Source organism: Bradyrhizobium sp. HKCCYLRH2047 (assembly GCF_051168175.1).
In the GTDB taxonomy this organism is placed as follows: Bacteria; Pseudomonadota; Alphaproteobacteria; order Rhizobiales; family Xanthobacteraceae; genus Bradyrhizobium.
Window position 1 is genome coordinate 45,715 of sequence record NZ_JBNPUM010000011.1, and the last position, 17,965, is coordinate 63,679.

Sequence of the window (17,965 nt, forward strand, 5' to 3'; positions counted from 1 at the left end):
CTTGGAACGGACCCCACGCTCAGGCCATCTTGGGGCCGCCCGTGCGCGAGGCGATGATCACGCCCGCGATGACCAGCGCATAGCCCATGAGGTGGAACAGCCTGAGCTCCTCGCCGAGCAGCAGGATCGCCAGCACCGAGCCGAACAACGGGACCAGGTGCAGGAACGGCGCGGCGCGGTTCGGTCCGATCAGGCTGATGCCGCGGTTGAAGAACAGATAGGCCAGCGTCGAGGCGAAGACGACGACGTAGCCGAGCGTCGCGATCGAGAGCAGGTCGGGCGCGAGCACGAACCCGGAGGAATATTCCCAGACCGCCAGCGGCAGCAGCAGAACGGCGCCGAGCGCCGTGCAGGACGAGATCAGCGACAACTGGTGCACCGCCGGCCGCCGCGTCATGGCGGCGGAGTAGAGGCCGAACACCAGCAATGCGCCCGCGAACATCAGGTCGCCGCGGTTGAACTGGATGCCCGCGAGCGCACCGAGATCGCCGCGCGTCAGGATCACCAGCACGCCGCTCAGCGACATCGCGATGCCTGCGAACTGGGCCAGGCTCAGCCTGACGCCGAACAGCAGCAACGACCACAGCGCCACGAACAGCGGCGTCGACGATTGGATCAGCAGCCCGTTGAGCGCCTGGGTGTATTGCATGGCCCAATAGGACAGCGCGTTGTTGATCGCGAATCCGGTCAGCGCCAGCAGCAGCAGAAGCGGCCAGTGCGCGAGCAGCGTGCGCCAGTCGCGCGCCAGGTGCGTGCGTGCGAACGGCCACAGCATCAGGAAGGTCCCGATCCAGCGGATGCACGACAGCGTCAGCGGCGGCACGTGCCCGGCGACGTAGCGCGCGAGCACGATGTTGCCGGCCCAGAACAGCGAAGCCAGCGTGAGCAGCACGTAAGGCTGGTTGTTGAGCCAGGCGAGCGGCGATGATGGCTTGATGTCGTCGGCGGGCAAGGGAGGCGGGACGCTCTGGCGGGGGGAGGACGCAAGGTGGGCCAAATCGCGGCGCTGCGCAATGCGCCGCCGGGGATTGGTGCCATGCAGGCGCCGTCGCCCGGGAGCAGCGTCTCACGTCGCCTGTTTGCGCGACGCCACGAACACGCCGGCCAGCACCAGGGCAAAGCCGATCACGTGGAAGATCTGCGGCTGCTCGCCGAGGAACACGAAGGCCATGATCGAGCCGAACACCGGCACCACGTGAAAGAACGGCGCGGCGCGGTTGGCGCCGATCAGGAGCACGCCGCGGTTGAAGCAGAGATAGGCGATCGTCGAAGGAAAGATCGCGACGTAGAGCAGCGACAACAGGTTCTGCGCGTCGAACGCCATGACCGGCCGCGCGTGGAGTTCCCAGATCAGCAGCGGAATGAGGCTGGCTGCACCGCAGCCGAAGGTGAAGGCGACCATCGACAGGCCGTGGATCTGCGGCCGCTTGATCGTCAGCACCGAGTAGAAGCCGAACACCGCCATCGCCAGCAGGAAGATCAGGTCCCCTCTGTTGAAGCTGATGTCGGCCAGCGCGGTGGGGTGACCGCGGGTCAGGATGAGCAGCACGCCCACGAGCGACAGCACGATGCCGATGGCCTGCGCCAGGGTCAGGTGCACGCGCAGCAGCAGCATCGACCAGATTGCCACGATGAGCGGACCAGCCGACTGCAGCAGCAGGGTGTTGAGGGCCTGCGTATATTCGAGCGACCAGTATTGCAGCGTGTTGAAGGCGCCGATGCCCGTCACGGACAATGCGATCATGATGCCGAGCCGCGACCGGATCGCGGGCCAGTCCTGGCGCAGCTGTTTCCAGGCGAGCGGCAGGATCAGCAGGAAAGCCAACGACCAGCGCAGGAACGACAACGTCACCGGCGGGATGTGGCCGGCGGCGAGCCGGCCGACGATCGAGTTGCCGGCCCAGCACAGCGCCGTGATGCTCAGCAATATGTAGGGCTGGTTGGCGATCCAGCCGGGCGCGGTGGACGCGGTGCGATCGGCGGCAGACATGCGGCGCTGTTGGACCCGGTTGATGCGCCGCGGCAATCGGCCCGGCGATCCCAGGCCGAAGTTTCTCCCCGGCTGGGTCGACAGACACCAATTGCCGCTGCCTATCAAGAGGGCAGATGCATCGCGACCATGCAGCGATGATCGTCTTCAGGAGCCGGCATGCGGGGCATGTCCACGGTGCCGTCGCCGGGGTCCGGATTGGACCGCGACGGATTTGAGACGCTCCGCACTCAGCAGATAGACGATGACGAGAGCGGCGATGGCGGCCAAGACGATGGCAGGCGGCGCAACGAAGCCGAACCAGGCGCCGGCCGGGGTGAAGGGCACGACCAGCGCGACGGCGAGCGCAGTCAGTGACGACGCCGTCAGCATCGGATCGGCGCGGTTGCTCCATGGCCGTCCGTTGGTCCGGATGATGAAGATGACGAGGATCTGGGTCGCCATCGATTCGAGGAACCAGGCGGTCCGGAACTCGTCGGGCGTCGCATGGAACAAATACAGCAGTGCGCCGAAGGTGAGAAAATCGAACAGCGATGACAGCGGGCCCATGATCGCGGCAAAGCGCAGCAGCCGCTTCATGTCCCAGCGCTGCGGCCGCGCGGTGGCCTGCGGACTCACACGATCGAACGGGATGCCGAGCTCGGAGAGATCGTAGAGCAGGTTGTTGAGCAGGATCTGCGTCGGCAGCATCGGCAGGAACGGCAGCATGATCGAGGCGACCGCCATCGACAGCATGTTGCCGAAATTCGAGCTCGCGCCCATCCGCACGTATTTCAGGATGTTGGCGAAGGTGCGCCGTCCTTCCTCCACGCCGTCGGCGACCACCTCGAGATCGGAGGCGAGCAGGATCATGTCGGCGGCCGATTGCGCCACGCCGGTCGCCCCGTCGACCGACAGGCCGATGTCGGCCACCTTCAGTGCCGGCGCGTCGTTGATGCCGTCACCCAGGAAGCCGACGACGTGGTCCGAGGCCTGCAGCGCCTTGACGATGCGCGATTTCTGATCGGGGGCGAGCCGGCCGAACGCATCGGCCGAACGCACCTGCACCGCAAGCGCATCGTCGCTGAGCTCGGCGATGTCGCTGCCGGACAGCACGCGATCCGCTCTCAGCCCGACCAGCCCGGCCAGTCGCTTGACCACGACCGGATCGTCGCCGGACAGGATCTTCAGCGCGATGCCGGCGCGCGCAAGCTGCGCGATGGCCGCGGCTGCGGTCGGCTTGGGCGGATCGGCGAACGCGCACAGACCCTCGAAGATCAGCTCCTGCTCGTCATCGGTCTCGATCTCGCGCGGCACGCCGGTCCAGGGCCGTGACGCGATGGCGACCGTGCGCAGGCCCTCGCGCGCCAGCGCGTGGACGCGCTCGCGCATGTCGGTGCGGCCGCTGTCGTCGAGCGGCGCGACGGTGCTGCCCTGCCGCTGCTGCGTGCACAGTTCGATCACCGCCTCCGGCGCGCCCTTCACGATCAGGATCTGTTCTGCCCCGCGGATCGCCAGCACCGAGCCGAGCCGGCGCGAGAAGTCGAAGGTCTGCTGTCCGCCCAGTGTCCATCCTGCCACCTCAAGGTCCGCGCCGGCGATGAGCGCGGTGTCGAGCGAACCACGATCACCGCCGAGTGCGGCAGCGATCGCGCCGAGCTCCGCGGCTCGCGGGTCGTCGCTGCCGTCGGGCGCGATGCTTCGGGCCAGCGTGATCTCGGCTGAGGTCAATGTTCCCGTCTTGTCGGTGCACAGCACCGACATCGCGCCGAGATCATGGATCGCCGCGAGCCGCTTCACGATCACCTTGCGCTTGGCCATGCGGAGCGCGCCGCGCGACAGCGTCACGGTCGTGATCATCGGCAGCAGCTCGGGCGTCAGTCCGACGGCCAGCGCCACCGAGAACAGCAGAGAGTCGAGCACATCGCGTCCGAATACGACGCGCACCGTGAGCACGATCACGACCAGGGCCAGCGTCAGCCGCGCGATGACGAGGCCGAATTCGTGCAGGTCGCGCTCGAACGGCGTGCGGGCCTGCGCTTCGGCCAGCGCCGAGGCGGCAGCGCCGAACATCGTGTTCGGTCCGGTGTTGACGACGATCGCGACGGCCTCTCCGGTCTGGGCCACTGAGCCGCGAAACAGCACATTCGACGTGTCATTCTCATCGCCGGGGATGCCGGCCTGTTTCGTCACGGGATAGGGCTCTCCCGTCAGCGCCGCCTCGCCGGCAGTGAAGGCCTTGCTTTCGATGATCAGCGCATCGGCCGGCACGATGTCGCCCGCGCGGACGCGCAGGATGTCTCCGGGAACGACGGCGTCGACGTCGATCTCGCGATAGGCGCCGTCCCGCTTGACCTCGGCCTTCAGGGCCACGGAGCGGCGGAGCTCCTCGGCCGCCTTGACGGCATGCCCCTCCTGAACCGTATCGAGCCCGATCGACAGCGTGAGGATGAGGACGATGATGGCGCCGCCGATCACGTCGCCCGTCACCATCGAGATGATGCCGGCCACCAGCAGGATCAGCGATAGCGGCTCGAGCAGGCGGCGAAGCACGGCGCGCATCGGCCCCACGACATGGGATGGGGAGTCGGCATTCCGGCCGTAGCGTTGCAGCCGCTGCCCGGCGTCGGCCCCGCCGAGGCCGTTCAGGTCGCAGCCCAGCGCTGCGGCTGCCTGCGCAGGCGACAGCCGCCAGAACCGGTGCAGGCCGGGGCTCGTATCGGTGCTCACATGCATCCGTTCATGTTCGTGGATGATTGGTGATGGTCATCTTGTCTGATTTGCATGAAGGATCGTGCGCCGGTTGACCTAGCGCAACATCCTCCTGCCGCGATCCCCTAGCTTTGCGGGCAATGCGCCGCGGGCTGACGGCCGCACCCGAGGAATGGATGGCGCCCGTCGCCGGGCATCATCCGCATTGACGAGTTTGTATTGAGGACCATGGCCGAACAAGCCGCAGCTCTCCCATCCCCCACGAAAGCCGCCGCTGGTCCGACCGTCCTGGCGGCGGTATGGGCGCATCGCTGGTTCGCTCTCGCCATCATCGTGCTGCTCGGCCTTGGCGGCTGGCAAAGCGTCCGCGTCATGCTTGGGCCTGCCATCGTGGTCGATCAGGTCCGGCGCGGCGACCTCGTCGAGACTGTCGTCGCCAGCGGTCACGTCGAGACGCCGTTCCGCGTCGAGATCGGCAGCCAGATCACCGGCACCGTCGAGGAGGTGCTGGTGCTGGAAGGCCAGCATGTCACCAAGGGCCAGCCGCTGATCTCGCTGGAGTCGCGCGAACTGAAGGCCGCGGTGGTGCAGGCACAAGGGCAGGTGGCGCAGGCCGAGGCGCGGATGCGCCAGCTCGCCGAGCTGACCTTGCCGTCGGCGAAGGAGGCGTTGCGCCAGGTGCAGGCGACCTTGCTCAATGCCCAGCAGACCTATGACCGGACGTCGCAGCTGACCGGCAACGGCTATGCGACGCGCGCTGCGCTCGACGAGGCCCAGAAGACGCTCGACGTTGCGCTGGCGCAGAAGCGTGCCGCCGAATTCCAGGTCTTCACGGCGAGCCCCGGCGGCAGCGACTACGTCATGGCCGAGACGCAGCTGAACCAGGCGCGCGCCAATCTCGACACCGCGCAGTCGCGTCTCGGCTATGCGACGATCTCGGCGCCACGCGACGGCGTGCTGATCACGCGCAGTGTCGAGCGCGGCACCGTGGCGCAACCCGGCAAGACGCTGCTCGTCCTGGCACCTGCCGGCGATCTCCAGCTCGTCCTGCAGATCGACGAGCGCAATCTCGGCAAGCTGGCGCTCGGCCAGACGGCGCTGGCGTCGGCCGATGCCTATCCCGACAAGCGCTTCCCCGCCGTGGTCAGCTACATCAACCCCGGCATCGATATTTCCCGCGCGTCCGTCCAGGTCAAGCTGATCGTCAAGGACCCGCCCGACTATCTGCGCCAGGACATGACGGTGTCTGTCGACATCGAGGTCGCCTCCCGCAAGGATACGCTGGAGCTGCCGGTGCGCTCGGTTCACGATATCACCTCGGGACAGCCCTGGGTGCTCGGCGTGAAGGACGGCCGCGCCGCCAAGCAGCCGGTGCGCGTCGGCATCCGCGGCAACAGCCATGTCGAGATCGTCGACGGCTTGAATGCCGGTGACATCGCCGTGCCCCAGAGTTCCGGCATCCTGACCGGCCAGCGCTTCCGTCCGGTGCTGCCGTGAACCGCTGGCTGCCCTTCGAGTGGATCGCGGCGGTACGCTTCCTGCGCGAGGGCCGGCTGCAGACCTTGTTCATCATCGGCGGCATCGCGATCGGCGTCGGCGTCATCGTGTTCATGTCGGCGATGCTGGCCGGCCTCGAGGCCAATTTCATCAAGCGGGTGTTGACCTCGCAGCCGCAGATCCAGCTGCTGACGCCGGATCAGGTTGCGCGTCCCCTGCGCAACGACAATGGCGTGATCGAGGATGCCATCGTGCAGCGTCCGAGCCAGCGCGTGATCTCGATCGATCAATGGCCGAAGATCCGCAATCAGATGCTGGCGATGCCGGAGATCTCGGCGGTGTCGCCGACCATCTCCGGCTCCGCCCTCGCCATTCGCGGCGACGCCAGCCGCGCCGTGACGCTGTCCGGCATCGAGCCGGAGAGCTACTTCAGAATCGTGCGCGTGCCGGACTACATCGTCGCCGGCGAGCCGCGGCTGACCAGCGAGGACATCATCATCGGTACCGAGCTCGCCAGGGATCTCGGCGCCATCGTCGGCGACAAGCTCAATGTTCAGGCCGCCTCCGGCGCCAACCGCGTGCTGATCGTGACTGGCCTCGTCGACCTCGGCAGCAAGGGCGCCAATCAGCGCTCCGCCTATGTCGCGCTGCGCACGGCGCAGTCGCTGCTCGGCATGGTCGGCGGCGTCACCACGATCGACATGACGGTACGGGACATCTATGCCGCTGAGGACATTGCGCAGCGCATCCAGGCCGCCAATCGCGTCAAGGCCGACAGTTGGATCAAGACCAATGCCCAGTTCTTCACCGCGGTGCGCGCGCAGGCGACATCCAACACGCTGATCCGCGTCTTCGTCGCGCTCTCGGTCGCGTTCGGCATCGCCGCTGTGCTGATCGTCTCGGTAATCCAGCGCTCCAAGGAGATCGGGATCCTGCGTGCGATGGGCACCTCGCGCGGACAGATATTGCGCGTGTTCCTGCTGCAGGGCGGGCTGCTCGGCTTCGTCGGCTCGCTGTTCGGCGCGGCGATGGGCGCGGGTGCGCTGATCTATTGGCATGCGGTGCAGCGCCAGGCCGATGGCTCGGAGTTGTTTCCGTTGATCCTCGAACGCCGATTGTTCGTCATCACGGCCCTGCTCGCGACGGTGACGGGCCTGCTCGCCGCGACCGCGCCGGCGCTGCGCGCGGCCAAGCTCGATCCGGTGGTGGCGATCCGTGGCTGAGGTCCTGCTGCGACTGGAAAAGGTCTGCAAGGCCTACAATGTCGGGCAGCCGACCGAGACCGAGGTGCTGCACGATATCGACATCGAGGTCGACCGCGGCGAGTTCGTCGCGCTGATCGGCCCGTCCGGCTCCGGCAAGAGCACTCTGCTGAACATCGTCGGTCTCTTGGACCGGCCGACCTCCGGCCGGCTGACGATCAAGGGCCAGGATACGGCATCGCTCAATGATACCGAGCTCACCCATCTGCGCGGCCATACCATCGGTTTCATCTTTCAGTCTCATCTCCTGATCTCCGCCTTCACGGCCAAGGAGAACGTGATGATGCCGCTGCTGGTCGATCGCGGCTTCCCGGGTCCCGAGATCGAGGCGCAGGCGTCGAAGCTGCTCGACCAGGTCGGGCTGGCGAAATTCGCCGACCATCTCGCCAGCAACATGTCGGGCGGCCAGCAGCAGCGCGTCGCGGTGGCGCGGGCGCTGGCCATGAACCCCGATCTGGTCCTGGCGGACGAGCCGACCGGCAACCTCGACACCAAGTCTGCCGAGGCGGTCTTTGGCCTGATGCGCGACGTCAATCGGAAGGTCGGCACGAGCTTCCTGCTCGTCACCCACAACCTTGATCTGGCCCGGCGCTGCGATCGTATCATCGAGGTTGTCGATGGCCGCATCCAGAGCTGAGAGCGGGCCGCTTCGATCGTAGATTCGCCGCCGTTCGGGTGCTCAATGGAACTGCCCGGCTCGATGCGCCGCCAGAAGCGCACGGCCGGGTCGCCCGATCCGCAGCCGGGGCGGCTTGAAATTTTGGGGCTTATCAAAGGCTTGGTGGCGCTGTTGTGTGCTCCGAAGGCCCGTTCTCGCTTGCCTAGCCCGGCGGCTTCCTTTATCCGGTGGGTCGCCTCGCAAGCGAGCGGTCCTGGCCGCGATTTGGGCTGGGCGCATGGTTGGCCAGGCTGGCCCCTCATCGGAAGCGATTTCGTCCGAACCGATCGTGCTGTTTTGGATCTTGGCAGAGGAAAGAGCTGCGAATGGCTAACGTCGTCGTCGTCGGCGCCCAATGGGGTGACGAGGGGAAGGGCAAGATCGTCGACTGGCTATCGGAGCAGGCCGACATCGTGGTTCGCTTCCAGGGCGGCCACAACGCCGGTCATACGCTCGTCATCAACGGCGCGACCTATAAGCTGGCGCTGCTGCCGTCGGGCGTGCTGCGCACCGGCAAGCTGTCGGTAATCGGCAATGGCGTCGTGTTCGATCCGCAGGCCTTTCTCGACGAGGTCGGCAAGCTGCAGTCGCAGGGCGTCGCCATCAGCCCGGACAATCTGCGCGTCGCCGAGAACGTCACCTTGATCCTGCCGCTGCACCGCGAGCTCGACGCGCTGCGCGAGTCCGCGAGCGCGGCGACCGCGATCGGCACCACCCGCCGCGGCATCGGCCCGGCCTATGAGGACAAGGTCGGCCGCCGCGCGATCCGGCTGATGGACCTCGCCGATCTCGATACGCTGCCGCACAAGATCGATCGCCTGCTCGCCCATCACAACGCGTTGCGCCGGGGTCTCGGCCTCGAGCCGATCGACGGCCAGCAGATCCTGCGCGAGCTGACGGCGCTGGCGCCGAAGCTGCTGCCCTACGCGGAGACCGTGTGGCGGCTGCTCGACATCAAGCGCCGCGAAGGCAAGCGCATGCTGTTCGAGGGCGCCCAGGGTGCGCTGCTCGACGTCGACCACGGCACCTACCCTTACGTGACCTCGTCCAACACGGTGGCGGCGCAGGCGGCGACCGGCGCCGGCCTCGGACCGGGCGCGATCGGCTACGTGCTCGGCCTGTGCAAGGCCTACACGACCCGCGTCGGACAGGGGCCGTTTCCGACCGAGCAGGACAACGAGACCGGCCGCAAGATCGGTGAGCGCGGCCGCGAATTCGGAACGAATACCGGCCGGCCGCGTCGTTGCGGCTGGTTCGATGCGGTGCTGGTTCGCCAGGCGGTGCGGACCTGCGGCATTAACGGTCTTGCGCTGACCAAGCTGGACATTCTCGATGGTTTCGACACCATCGAGGTCTGTACCGGCTACAGGCTGGACGGCAAGGAGATCGATCATTTTCCGGCAGGTGAGGGCGCGCAGTCCAGGGTCGAACCGATCTACGAGACGATCGAAGGCTGGAAGCAGCCGACGGCGAACGCGCGCTCCTGGGCCGATCTGCCGGCTCAGGCCATCAAATACGTCCGGCGCATCGAGGAACTGGTGGGTTGCCCGATCGCGCTGCTTTCCACCAGCCCCGAACGCGAGGATACTATTCTGGTCCAGAATCCCTTCGAGGCATGACGGGACCCGACAGCTGAGCGCGCGAATTGAGTTGATATGGCCGACTACTACCCGCTGATAGCCCGTGCCATTGCCGGATTGGACCCCAACGCTCCCGGGGAAAGCCGGCGTGCGCTTTACGAGCGGGCGCGGGCGGCGTTGATCGCGCAGCTGCGCAGCGTCCAGCCGCCGCTCAGCGAGTCCGAGATCACGCGCGAGCGGCTGTCGCTCGAGGAGGCCGTGCGCAAGGTCGAGGCGGAAGCAGCCCAGCGTGCCCGCGAGGCGCAGCGGGCGTCCAGTGGCGCCGCTCGCCCAGGTGATGCGCTCCGGCGGGCCGGTGCGCGGAGTTCGGATGCTCCGGCACCCCCCTCGGCTCAGCCCACTCCGACTCCAGACCAGGCCGCCACTGCCGCTCCCCGGCCACGACCGGCGGCCCCGGCCGCTGCCCGGGCCGAGCGCCCGCCGCTCGGCGGCGAGACGGCCGAGCTGCGGCCGGCGCGCAATCAGCGACCGGAAGGGCCGCCGGCTGCGGCTGGCGCACCAGCCGTGCCACCGCGGCCCCAGCCGCCTCAAACGCCTCCACAGGATGGGGCGGCGCCTCCCGTGCGCGAACGTCCGGCTGCCGCTCGCCGCGGTGCTCAGGACAACGGCAATCCGGCAACGCCGCCCGCCATGCGCGGCTTCCGCGACATCACCGCTGATGTCGACGATCTCGGCAAGGCCACCGCTCAGGCCAACCGCGCGGCGCGCAAGACCTACGCCAACGTTCCGGCCACCGATCTCGACCGGCTCGAGGGCGACGACGATGACCGGCCGCCGCTGCCCGAAGCGCCGTACTCCTATGACGAGTCGGTTCAGGAGGCCGAGCGCTACGCGCTGCCGGCCACCTCGACCCGCCAGCGTGGCGCCGCTCCGGATCGCGAGGGCAAGAAGAAGTCGGAGCGCAGCGGCTCGACCTTTCCGTTCAAGGCCGCCATCGCCGCCGGGATCGTGCTGATCCTGATCGGCGCCGGAATTCTGTGGGGCCGGCCGCTGGTCGGCATGGTCAACGGCCTGTTCAAATCTTCCTCGACGGTCGAGGCGCCGAAGGACACCGGCGCGCCGCTGAGCAAGCCGAAGATCACCGACCGCGTCGGCCAGTCGCCGTCCTCGGACCAGATCGCGCCGGTCGCGCAGCGCGTCGTGCTGTATGACGAGGATCCGTCCGATCCGAAGGGCAAGCAATATATCGGCTCGGTGGTCTGGCGCACCGAGCAGATCAAGGCGACGGCCACGCAGAAGGCCGACATCGCGGTGCGCGCCGACATCGAGATTCCGGATCGCAAGTTCAAGATGACGATGTCGTTCCGCCGCAACACCGACACGTCGCTGCCGGCGAGCCACACCGCCGAGCTCACTTTCATCCTGCCGCAGGATTTCAACGGCGGCGGCGTCGGCAACGTGCCAGGCATCCTGATGAAGTCCAACGAACAGTCGCGCGGAACGCCGCTGGCGGGCCTCGCGGTCAAGGTCACCGACGGCTTCTTCCTGGTCGGCCTGTCCAACGTCGATGCCGATCGCGCCCGCAACGTGCAGCTCCTCAAGGAGCGCTCCTGGTTCGACGTTCCCTTGGTCTACACCAATCAGCGCCGGGCGATCATCGCGATCGAGAAGGGCGCCCCGGGCGAGCGCGCCTTCAACGACGCTTTCGCGCTGTGGGGTGACTGAGGAATCAGCACGGGCTTGGCCCGGTCGGCGGGCCGGTGAGGCAGGAGATTGGGCATGAAGCGATATCTCATCTTCGTTGCCGTAGGCCCGGCGCTGGGCGGCTTCGCGCTGCTCCTGGTCACGACCTACATGTCGGGTTATTGGACCAACACCAATCCGGGCGAAGTGGCCAAGCTGTTCAAGGTCTTCGTCACCTCGCTGCAATACAGCTATCTGTTCGGCTTCCTGCCGGCGCTGATGATGTGCGCGATCGACGACATCCTGTTCCACGTCAGGCGCATCGGGCCGACGTTGCGGATGCTGCTGGTGGGAGCCATCGCCTTCCTGCTCGCGGCCTTCAACTACGCCTCGCACGGCTCCGAATACGGCATCATCCAGTGGATTCTGTACGGGCTGGTCGGCTTCATCCCGGCGACGGTGTCATCGTGGCTGGTGCACAGATTCGTCGAGGAGCCGCAGCCGGCGGTCGCCACCGAGCCGCCGACTGCGTAAGCAAGCTGAACACACGAGCAGCTCGGCCCTACCTGCCGTTGCCGCGGCAGCGGCCGCCGGGGCCGATGTGAAACCCGCGCGGGCAGGCGTGCGCCGCCGGATTGGCATAGTTGCGCAGGCATCCGCCATACGGACCGCGGTGCCAGCCGGGGCCGCAGCCGCCGGCGACCTGGATCACCTCCGGCTTGGATCCGGCGTCGATCGAAGCCAGCGGCATCGCAGATGCGCCGACGGTCAGAATTCCCAACAGGAGCGTGCTGGTGAGGATGGTTCGCATCGATGGTCTCCCTGGTTTGATTTGCGAATTGGTCAGCCGCCCGCCGCGAACGCGATGCCGGCACGCACCTCGGTGATGGCCTGATCGATCAGCCCCAGCGCGCGTTCGCGATGGCCGCCCTTGTTCGGTGTCGCCTGAGCCAGCTCGGCTCGCGCCGATTGCAGCATGGTGACGGTCGCGGTCATGTGCGGCTGCGCGCCGAGCGCGTAGCCGATCCCGATGCAACCCGCGAGGGCGGCGCCGAGGCCGAGCTTGCGGGCCGCGGAAGACATGGTCATTTCAATCTCTCCTCGGACTCATGGCTGTTCGACTTGGAGGATGCAGGCCGCAACGCATGTCGGCGTGCGTCCATCCGCATCGCTAGTTGAACCCGTTGCCGCTGTCTTGGACTCATCGGCATGAACGGTCGCGCGACTTGGACTGATCGGCGCTCCCGATCCGTCCTGATGAGCTTTGCCGACTTCAGCGGCCGTTCATCCCGCCGCTGCCACATTGATCGCGTTGCTTCGGAAATTCCTTTGCCTCGGATCTGATTTCGATGACCATCGTCAGGAAAATGCTGTCGACCGACATGCTGCCGAAAGGGCTCGACGACAGGCAGCGCTTCTTGTGCTTTGCGGAAATGTTCGAGCACTTCTCCAACACGGGCGAGCTCGATCCGGCCGAGGACGTGCCGTTTCGCGCCGTAATGAACGCCATCCACATCGGCACCACCCTGCTCGGGCGCTGCGACGGCACCTTCACCCGTGTCAGGCGCGAACGGCGCCAGGTGCTCGCGACCAACGACGACCGCTATTGCCTGGCGCGCAACGCCGGCAGTCGCGAGGCGATGGTCGTTCATCGCGGACGCGAGTTCGCTCTGCGGCCGGGGGCGATGGTGCTGCTCAAGCTCGATGAGCCGTTCTTCAGCGCCGATGGCGCCAATCACAAGCGCTTCGTCAACGTGCATCTGCCGATGATGACGCTGCGCTCGATGGTCTCCGGTGTCGATGACCTGGTCGGGCGCGAATTGGCGCCCGGCGGCGCGCTGTCGCTCGCGATGGACTACAGCGAATTGCTGCTCGCCCATCCCGCCGCGGCCGACGAAGCCGGCCCGGCGATCGCGCAGCATCTGCTCGATCTGGTGGCGCTCGGGCTCGGTGTGCGCGGCGACGCGATGCGCAAGGCCGGCCGCGGCGGCCTGCGCAGCGTTCGCCTGGCGGGGCTGCTGACCATTCTGAACAGCCGCTTCGCCGAGCCGGATTTTTCGGCGCAGAAGCTTGCGGCCGCGGCGGGCCTGTCCGAGCGCTACGTCAATGACCTGCTGCACGAGGCCGGCGCCGGCTTCTCGGCCCGGCTGAACGAGCTGCGCCTGCGCAAGGCCATGGACCTGCTGGCCGGTGGCGGACGCCGCATCAGCGATATCGCGTTTGCCTGCGGCTTCAACGACCTGTCCTATTTCAACCGCTGCTTCCGGCGCCGCTTCGGGCTGACGCCGACCGGCGCACGGGGCCGCTAGGCGAGACAAGGCGGCGGTTCGACGCAACTTGTGCCGGGCCCCGCGCGTTGCCATCTCATGGGTATGCAAGACCAGATGTCCACCTCGCCCCGCCGCGCATCGGGACGCGCCTCGCAGGCGCGCTTCAACGCCGATGAGGCGCGCGGACCGATCATCGACCAGGACGGACGAGAGATCCCGCAAGGGGCGTTCCGGTCCTCGTTCAATGGCGCCTTCGTCGGCCCGGATGGCGTGCGCTTCGATTTCAACACCGCCAATCCGTTCGGCAACCTGAGCCGCGAGCAGCGCATCGCGCGGCTCGAGGCGGTGGCGAAGCTGCTCGACGTCGCCTTCGTCCTGCCCGGCACCAACATCCGCTACGGCATCGACGGCATCATCGGCCTCATCCCGGTGGTTGGCGACCTCATCGCGACCGCGCTGTCGCTGTGGCTGGTGCGCGAGGCCCGGGCGCTGGGCGCGCCCTGGCACGTCATCACGCGGATGCTGGGCAATGTCGCGGTCGAGGGCGTGATCGGCATGGTGCCGGTGGCGGGCGACGCCTTCGACGTGCTGTTCCGCGCCAACATGCGCAACGCCAAGATCCTGCGGCGGTGGCTGGATACCCAGCCGCGCTGACGTGCGACGGGACCGGGGCAACAAACGGACAAACAGACCCCCATAAAAAAACTGCCCCGCACGAGGCGGGGCAGGGTATCGAAGAATGCTCTGGCAGCCGTCAGGCCGCATCGGCGTCCGGCGCCTTGTCGACCACGCGGCGCGGCAGCGGAAACGCCTCGCTCTCATACAGGGTGCGGATGCCGTTCTGGTCGAACCGGGCCTCCTCGACCTGCAGGTAGGCGCCATTCAGCGAATCCGCAGGCAACTCCTCCATGGCGAAGCGCACGGCTTCGGCCGCGGTGCCGAACCGCCGATAGGCGAAACCCGCCCGCTTCTTCTTGCGGATGGCGGCGGGAAACAGTTCGGCAGAGGTGTTGAAGTTGAACGGACGCAGTGGACGCATGGTCTGAGACCTCTTCTTGTCGGCTGGAAGCGCTGACGCGAGCTTTCAAAACATTCAGCTTGGCAATGACGCCAGCGATTGCGGGGGTGGAGGGCGGGATTTGCCGCTCCAGGCGGCCCGGCCCTGCATAGTCAGTTACGACCCCTAATATAGGCCGATTTGGCAGAAATGCGAATCCTGCACGCTCACATCGTAAATCCGGCCCGCTGTGGGCCGCCTTGAAACATGCTGTCTTTTCAGTAGCTTAATTGATCCGCAACTTGTGAATGCAGGAGAGCCCGATCTGCACGGCTAAAATCTCACCCCTTGTGGCCGGTTTTGGCCGCCCGCGCCTCGCCCGCCGCAAGCCAGCGGCCCCGAGTACCGTCGATGACGGGACCGGGGCCGGGCGTGCCATCAGCGCGGTTTCAGCTTCAGCGCCGCCGAGTTGATGCAATAGCGCAGGCCGGTCGGCCCCGGGCCGTCGGGAAAGACGTGGCCGAGATGGCCCGAGCATTTCGAGCACAGCACCTCGGTGCGAACCATGCCATGGGTCGTGTCGGTCTCCTCGTCAACGTGGCTCTCCGTCGCCGGCCGGGTGAAGCTCGGCCAGCCGCAGCCGGAATCAAACTTGGCGTCGGACTCGAACAGGGTCTGGCCGCAGCCGGCGCAGACATAGGTCCCGGCGCGGTGCTCATGCTCATACTCGCCCGAGAAGGGGCGCTCGGTCGCCTTCTCGCGCAGCACGGCGTACTGCATCGGCGTCAGCTCCTTGCGCCATTCCGCCTCGCTCTTGACGACCTTGTTGTTCGTCTTGGTGTCGCTCATCCTGTGGTCCTCCAGGCGGACCCGTATGGTCCGCCCCTGTCATGGCGCTGGTCGGGCCGAACGCGACGCCTCAGTTCGTCGCCTTGGCGTCCCGGACCAGCGTCGGCTTGTCGATGTAGTTCTCGGCGAAGATCTTCTTCAGATTGTCGATCTTCGGCAGGTCGTTATAGGCGATATAGGGTTGGCTGGGGTGCAGCGTCAGGTAGTCCTGGTGATAGTCCTCGGCCGGATAGAACGCCTCGAGCTTGCCGATCTTGGTGACGATCGGCTTGCCGAACACCTTGGCCTTGTCGAGCTGCGCGATATAGGCCTCGGCGACCTTCTTCTGCGCCTCCGAGGTGGTGAAGATCGCCGAGCGATATTGGGTTCCGCTGTCCGGGCCCTGGCGGTTCAACTGGGTCGGATCGTGCACGACCGAAAAGAAGATCTGCAGGATCTTGCCGTAGGAGATCTTCTTCGGATCGTATTTGATCTGGACCGATTCCGCGTGGCCGGTCGTGCCGCTCGACACCGTGCGGTAGTCGGCCGTGGCCTTGGTGCCGCCGGCATAGCCGGAGACCGCGCTGACCACGCCGGCGGTGTGCTGGTAGACGCCCTGGACGCCCCAGAAGCAGCCGCCGGCGACCACAGCGGTTTCCAGCGCGTCGGAGGCCGGCTGGTCCTGGGCCGGCGGCGGGATCACAACGGCCTGCTCGGCGGCATGCAGCGGCTGCCAGGCCAGGATGCCTGCCGCCATCGCACCGAGCACGGCTGTCTTGACGAAAAGGGAGCGGGTGAGGCGCATCTTCGAATCCTTGTGAGGGGGCTTGTCTCGTCTCGCCGGCCGGAAACACTGGCCCGGCCCGGCCTCTGCTGCAAGATACGTCCGTGCCCGTCCGGCGTTACGGGGGAAGTGACACGACTGCGTGAACAGGCGGGGGGCGGCGGCACGTGCGCAACCGCCCGATGGGTGCCGGGACGACGCTGGGAGTTGTGGCGAGACCGTTCCAGGCATGACGATGTGGTCTCGCGGCCCGAATTGCCCGAGGGATGCCGGTTCATCGGCCCTCCGAAGTGGAGGGCGCAGGGAAGGCCGGACCTCGACTGAGGCCCGTGGCCCGCCTGCTTAAAAAATGCAGGCGGCAGGTACCACAGGTTCAGCCGGACAGATCCGGCCCTCCCTGCGCGACGGTGTTAACGCTTATACGTGCTCTCCCCGGGGACCGGCTGTCTTGCCCCCGTCGCCGGCGGATCATCACCGCCAGCTTGGCCTCAGCGTCGGGAGGCCAGGACCACACGCTTTCGCCGTCCGCGCCATGCCGTTCGTCGGCAGGTCCAGGACCCGCTGCAACATGTCGCGTCCATCGCATTCCGCTGCCAACGTCCGTGACGATCGCGATACGTCCCCTGCCGTGCAACGAAACGCAGGCATCATAAGCCTGATTTGGGCAGAGCGCGAAATGATTTATGTTTTTCAGAATACCTTGACAGCTTTTGTCGTCGCCGGCCGATTTGCCCGACGGGCTGCAGGGCGGTGCTGGGCGCGGTAACCGATCCTGCATCGTCGGCAGCCATCAAATTCGCAACGACGGGGTGAGGTCATCGGATGCGCGCCATCTCGTTCACGAACTCACGATGACGTCACGCTTCGTCGATCCTCGAATGATGGTGTGGTTCAGGTCTCGCGGTCGTGATCCCGGCAAGGCGACGACGCCGCGAATATTTCGTTTCCTCTGCGGTCAATACAGAGGCGGTCGCGCCTCGCTGATGACGGCTCTGACCAGAGCATCAATCGCGTGCGTGGTCTCCGCATCCTGAGAACCTGGAGAACAATCATGACATCCTGGAAATCAAAGGCGGCAGCCTTGCTGCTGTCGATGGCCACTGTTGCGCCAGCATCGGCGCAGGGCTGGTTTTTCGGCGAGCAGGAGCCCGGGGCGTTTCAGGCGATGTATCCTGATCGCGACGTGCTCAACGGCGGCGCGCTGACTCCGGCGGGGAAAATGGGCATGGAGCGCGCCTCCGGCGCGGTGCTCGTGTTTCCGCCGCGGGCCCGTCTCAGCCCGTATGATCGGCTGCCGCTGCGGCGGTGACGCGTCGGACCGTCGGCACGAATGATCCCTTCGCCAGCTCTGAGACATGAGCGCGCTCACGAAGGGTTACCGGCTCGCGCAGTCGTGATAGGGGGGCAGCCTTCGCCCGCCTACATGATCGCAAGCGTGAATTGATGCACCACGGAGGGAAGACCGATCATGATCATATTCAGGAGCCTGGCGGCAGCTCTGCTGATGTCGACGCTGGCGGTGACCGCGGCATCGGCGCAATTCTCCGAGCCGGCGGCCTATGAGGCCATGCATCCCGAACGCGACGTGCTCAATGGCGGCACGCTGACGCCGGCGGCACAGGCGGAGTTGGCCCGTCGCGGCGCGCCGGGCCTTCCGAATGCCAATGCAGCGATGCGGCCGGCCGATATGGCGAGGCCGCACCGGCGTCATCGGCGCTGAGCGGG

General features: G+C 66.8%; 18 protein-coding genes. 10 read left to right on the forward strand and 8 right to left on the reverse strand.

All coding sequences use genetic code 11. From position 1 onward, the window contains the following. Positions 1–19 precede the first annotated feature (19 nt). The 3 genes from ACQR1D_RS24570 to mgtA all read right to left on the reverse strand — a co-directional run bounded on the left by ACQR1D_RS24570 (position 20) and on the right by mgtA (position 4,699). Positions 20–952, reverse strand: a complete 933-nt coding sequence (locus tag ACQR1D_RS24570) for a DMT family transporter (RefSeq protein ID WP_316177627.1) — start codon at positions 950–952, stop codon at positions 20–22. Positions 953–1,066: 114 nt separating this feature from the next. Then, entirely contained in the window at positions 1,067–1,990 is a 924-nt protein-coding gene (locus tag ACQR1D_RS24575; RefSeq protein WP_434840265.1) for a DMT family transporter, read from the reverse strand. Between the two features lie 147 nt (positions 1,991–2,137). Then, positions 2,138–4,699 carry a magnesium-translocating P-type ATPase gene (mgtA, locus tag ACQR1D_RS24580; protein WP_434840266.1) on the reverse strand — a complete coding sequence of 854 codons (2,562 nt, stop codon included), beginning with the start codon at positions 4,697–4,699 and terminating at the stop codon, positions 2,138–2,140. A gap of 210 nt (positions 4,700–4,909) precedes the next feature. Here mgtA and ACQR1D_RS24585 point away from each other — a divergent pair, with 210 nt between their 5' ends. The 6 genes from ACQR1D_RS24585 (at position 4,910) to ACQR1D_RS24610 (ending at position 11,895) form a co-directional block, all read left to right on the forward strand. Beyond that, positions 4,910–6,178 (forward strand): efflux RND transporter periplasmic adaptor subunit, encoded by a 1,269-nt coding sequence (locus ACQR1D_RS24585; RefSeq protein WP_434840267.1) that lies wholly within the window; start codon positions 4,910–4,912, stop codon positions 6,176–6,178. Next, complete coding sequence (locus ACQR1D_RS24590; protein ID WP_315803332.1) at positions 6,175–7,401, forward strand: ABC transporter permease; 1,227 nt, start codon at positions 6,175–6,177, stop codon at positions 7,399–7,401. Before ACQR1D_RS24585 ends, ACQR1D_RS24590 begins: the two co-directional genes overlap by 4 nt. Next, complete coding sequence (locus ACQR1D_RS24595; RefSeq protein WP_316217473.1) at positions 7,394–8,077, forward strand: ABC transporter ATP-binding protein; 684 nt, start codon at positions 7,394–7,396, stop codon at positions 8,075–8,077. The genes ACQR1D_RS24590 and ACQR1D_RS24595 overlap by 8 nt, the downstream gene beginning before the upstream one ends. 347 nt (positions 8,078–8,424) lie before the next feature. Then, positions 8,425–9,717, forward strand: coding sequence for an adenylosuccinate synthase (locus tag ACQR1D_RS24600; RefSeq protein ID WP_315803334.1), 1,293 nt, complete (start codon positions 8,425–8,427; stop codon positions 9,715–9,717). A gap of 36 nt (positions 9,718–9,753) precedes the next feature. Beyond that, a complete protein-coding gene (locus ACQR1D_RS24605; protein WP_434840268.1) occupies positions 9,754–11,403 on the forward strand; it encodes a hypothetical protein in 1,650 nt (549 codons plus the stop codon). A gap of 54 nt (positions 11,404–11,457) precedes the next feature. Continuing rightward, positions 11,458–11,895 carry a DUF5413 family protein gene (locus ACQR1D_RS24610; RefSeq protein WP_316237573.1) on the forward strand — a complete coding sequence of 146 codons (438 nt, stop codon included), beginning with the start codon at positions 11,458–11,460 and terminating at the stop codon, positions 11,893–11,895. A gap of 28 nt (positions 11,896–11,923) precedes the next feature. Here ACQR1D_RS24610 and ACQR1D_RS24615 read toward each other — a convergent pair whose 3' ends face one another. Beyond that, positions 11,924–12,172, reverse strand: coding sequence for a GCG_CRPN prefix-to-repeats domain-containing protein (locus ACQR1D_RS24615; protein WP_315803337.1), 249 nt, complete (start codon positions 12,170–12,172; stop codon positions 11,924–11,926). A 32-nt stretch (positions 12,173–12,204) separates the two neighbouring features. Then, positions 12,205–12,450 carry a hypothetical protein gene (locus ACQR1D_RS24620; protein WP_316177639.1) on the reverse strand — a complete coding sequence of 82 codons (246 nt, stop codon included), beginning with the start codon at positions 12,448–12,450 and terminating at the stop codon, positions 12,205–12,207. Between the two features lie 260 nt (positions 12,451–12,710). Here ACQR1D_RS24620 and ACQR1D_RS24625 point away from each other — a divergent pair, with 260 nt between their 5' ends. Then, positions 12,711–13,670, forward strand: coding sequence for an AraC family transcriptional regulator (locus ACQR1D_RS24625; RefSeq protein WP_434840269.1), 960 nt, complete (start codon positions 12,711–12,713; stop codon positions 13,668–13,670). Positions 13,671–13,733: 63 nt separating this feature from the next. Beyond that, positions 13,734–14,285 (forward strand): DUF4112 domain-containing protein, encoded by a 552-nt coding sequence (locus ACQR1D_RS24630; RefSeq protein ID WP_434840273.1) that lies wholly within the window; start codon positions 13,734–13,736, stop codon positions 14,283–14,285. Positions 14,286–14,385: 100 nt separating this feature from the next. Here the strand turns inward: ACQR1D_RS24630 and ACQR1D_RS24635 are convergent, their stop codons facing one another. From ACQR1D_RS24635 to msrA, 3 genes are all read right to left on the reverse strand, one after another. After that, on the reverse strand, positions 14,386–14,670 hold the full coding sequence (locus tag ACQR1D_RS24635; RefSeq protein WP_315733902.1) for a hypothetical protein: 285 nt from the start codon (positions 14,668–14,670) through the stop codon (positions 14,386–14,388). 396 nt (positions 14,671–15,066) lie between these two features. Beyond that, a complete protein-coding gene (gene msrB / locus ACQR1D_RS24640) occupies positions 15,067–15,477 on the reverse strand; it encodes a peptide-methionine (R)-S-oxide reductase MsrB (protein ID WP_315803340.1) in 411 nt (136 codons plus the stop codon). Positions 15,478–15,547: 70 nt separating this feature from the next. After that, positions 15,548–16,261 carry a peptide-methionine (S)-S-oxide reductase MsrA gene (gene msrA / locus ACQR1D_RS24645; RefSeq protein ID WP_316217472.1) on the reverse strand — a complete coding sequence of 238 codons (714 nt, stop codon included), beginning with the start codon at positions 16,259–16,261 and terminating at the stop codon, positions 15,548–15,550. 1,030 nt (positions 16,262–17,291) lie between these two features. Here msrA and ACQR1D_RS24650 point away from each other — a divergent pair. Both ACQR1D_RS24650 and ACQR1D_RS24655 read left to right on the forward strand, forming a co-directional pair. Next, complete coding sequence (locus ACQR1D_RS24650; protein WP_316237571.1) at positions 17,292–17,549, forward strand: hypothetical protein; 258 nt, start codon at positions 17,292–17,294, stop codon at positions 17,547–17,549. A gap of 159 nt (positions 17,550–17,708) precedes the next feature. Then, a complete protein-coding gene (locus tag ACQR1D_RS24655) occupies positions 17,709–17,960 on the forward strand; it encodes a hypothetical protein (RefSeq protein ID WP_315803343.1) in 252 nt (83 codons plus the stop codon). The last annotated feature ends 5 nt before the right edge of the window (positions 17,961–17,965 follow it).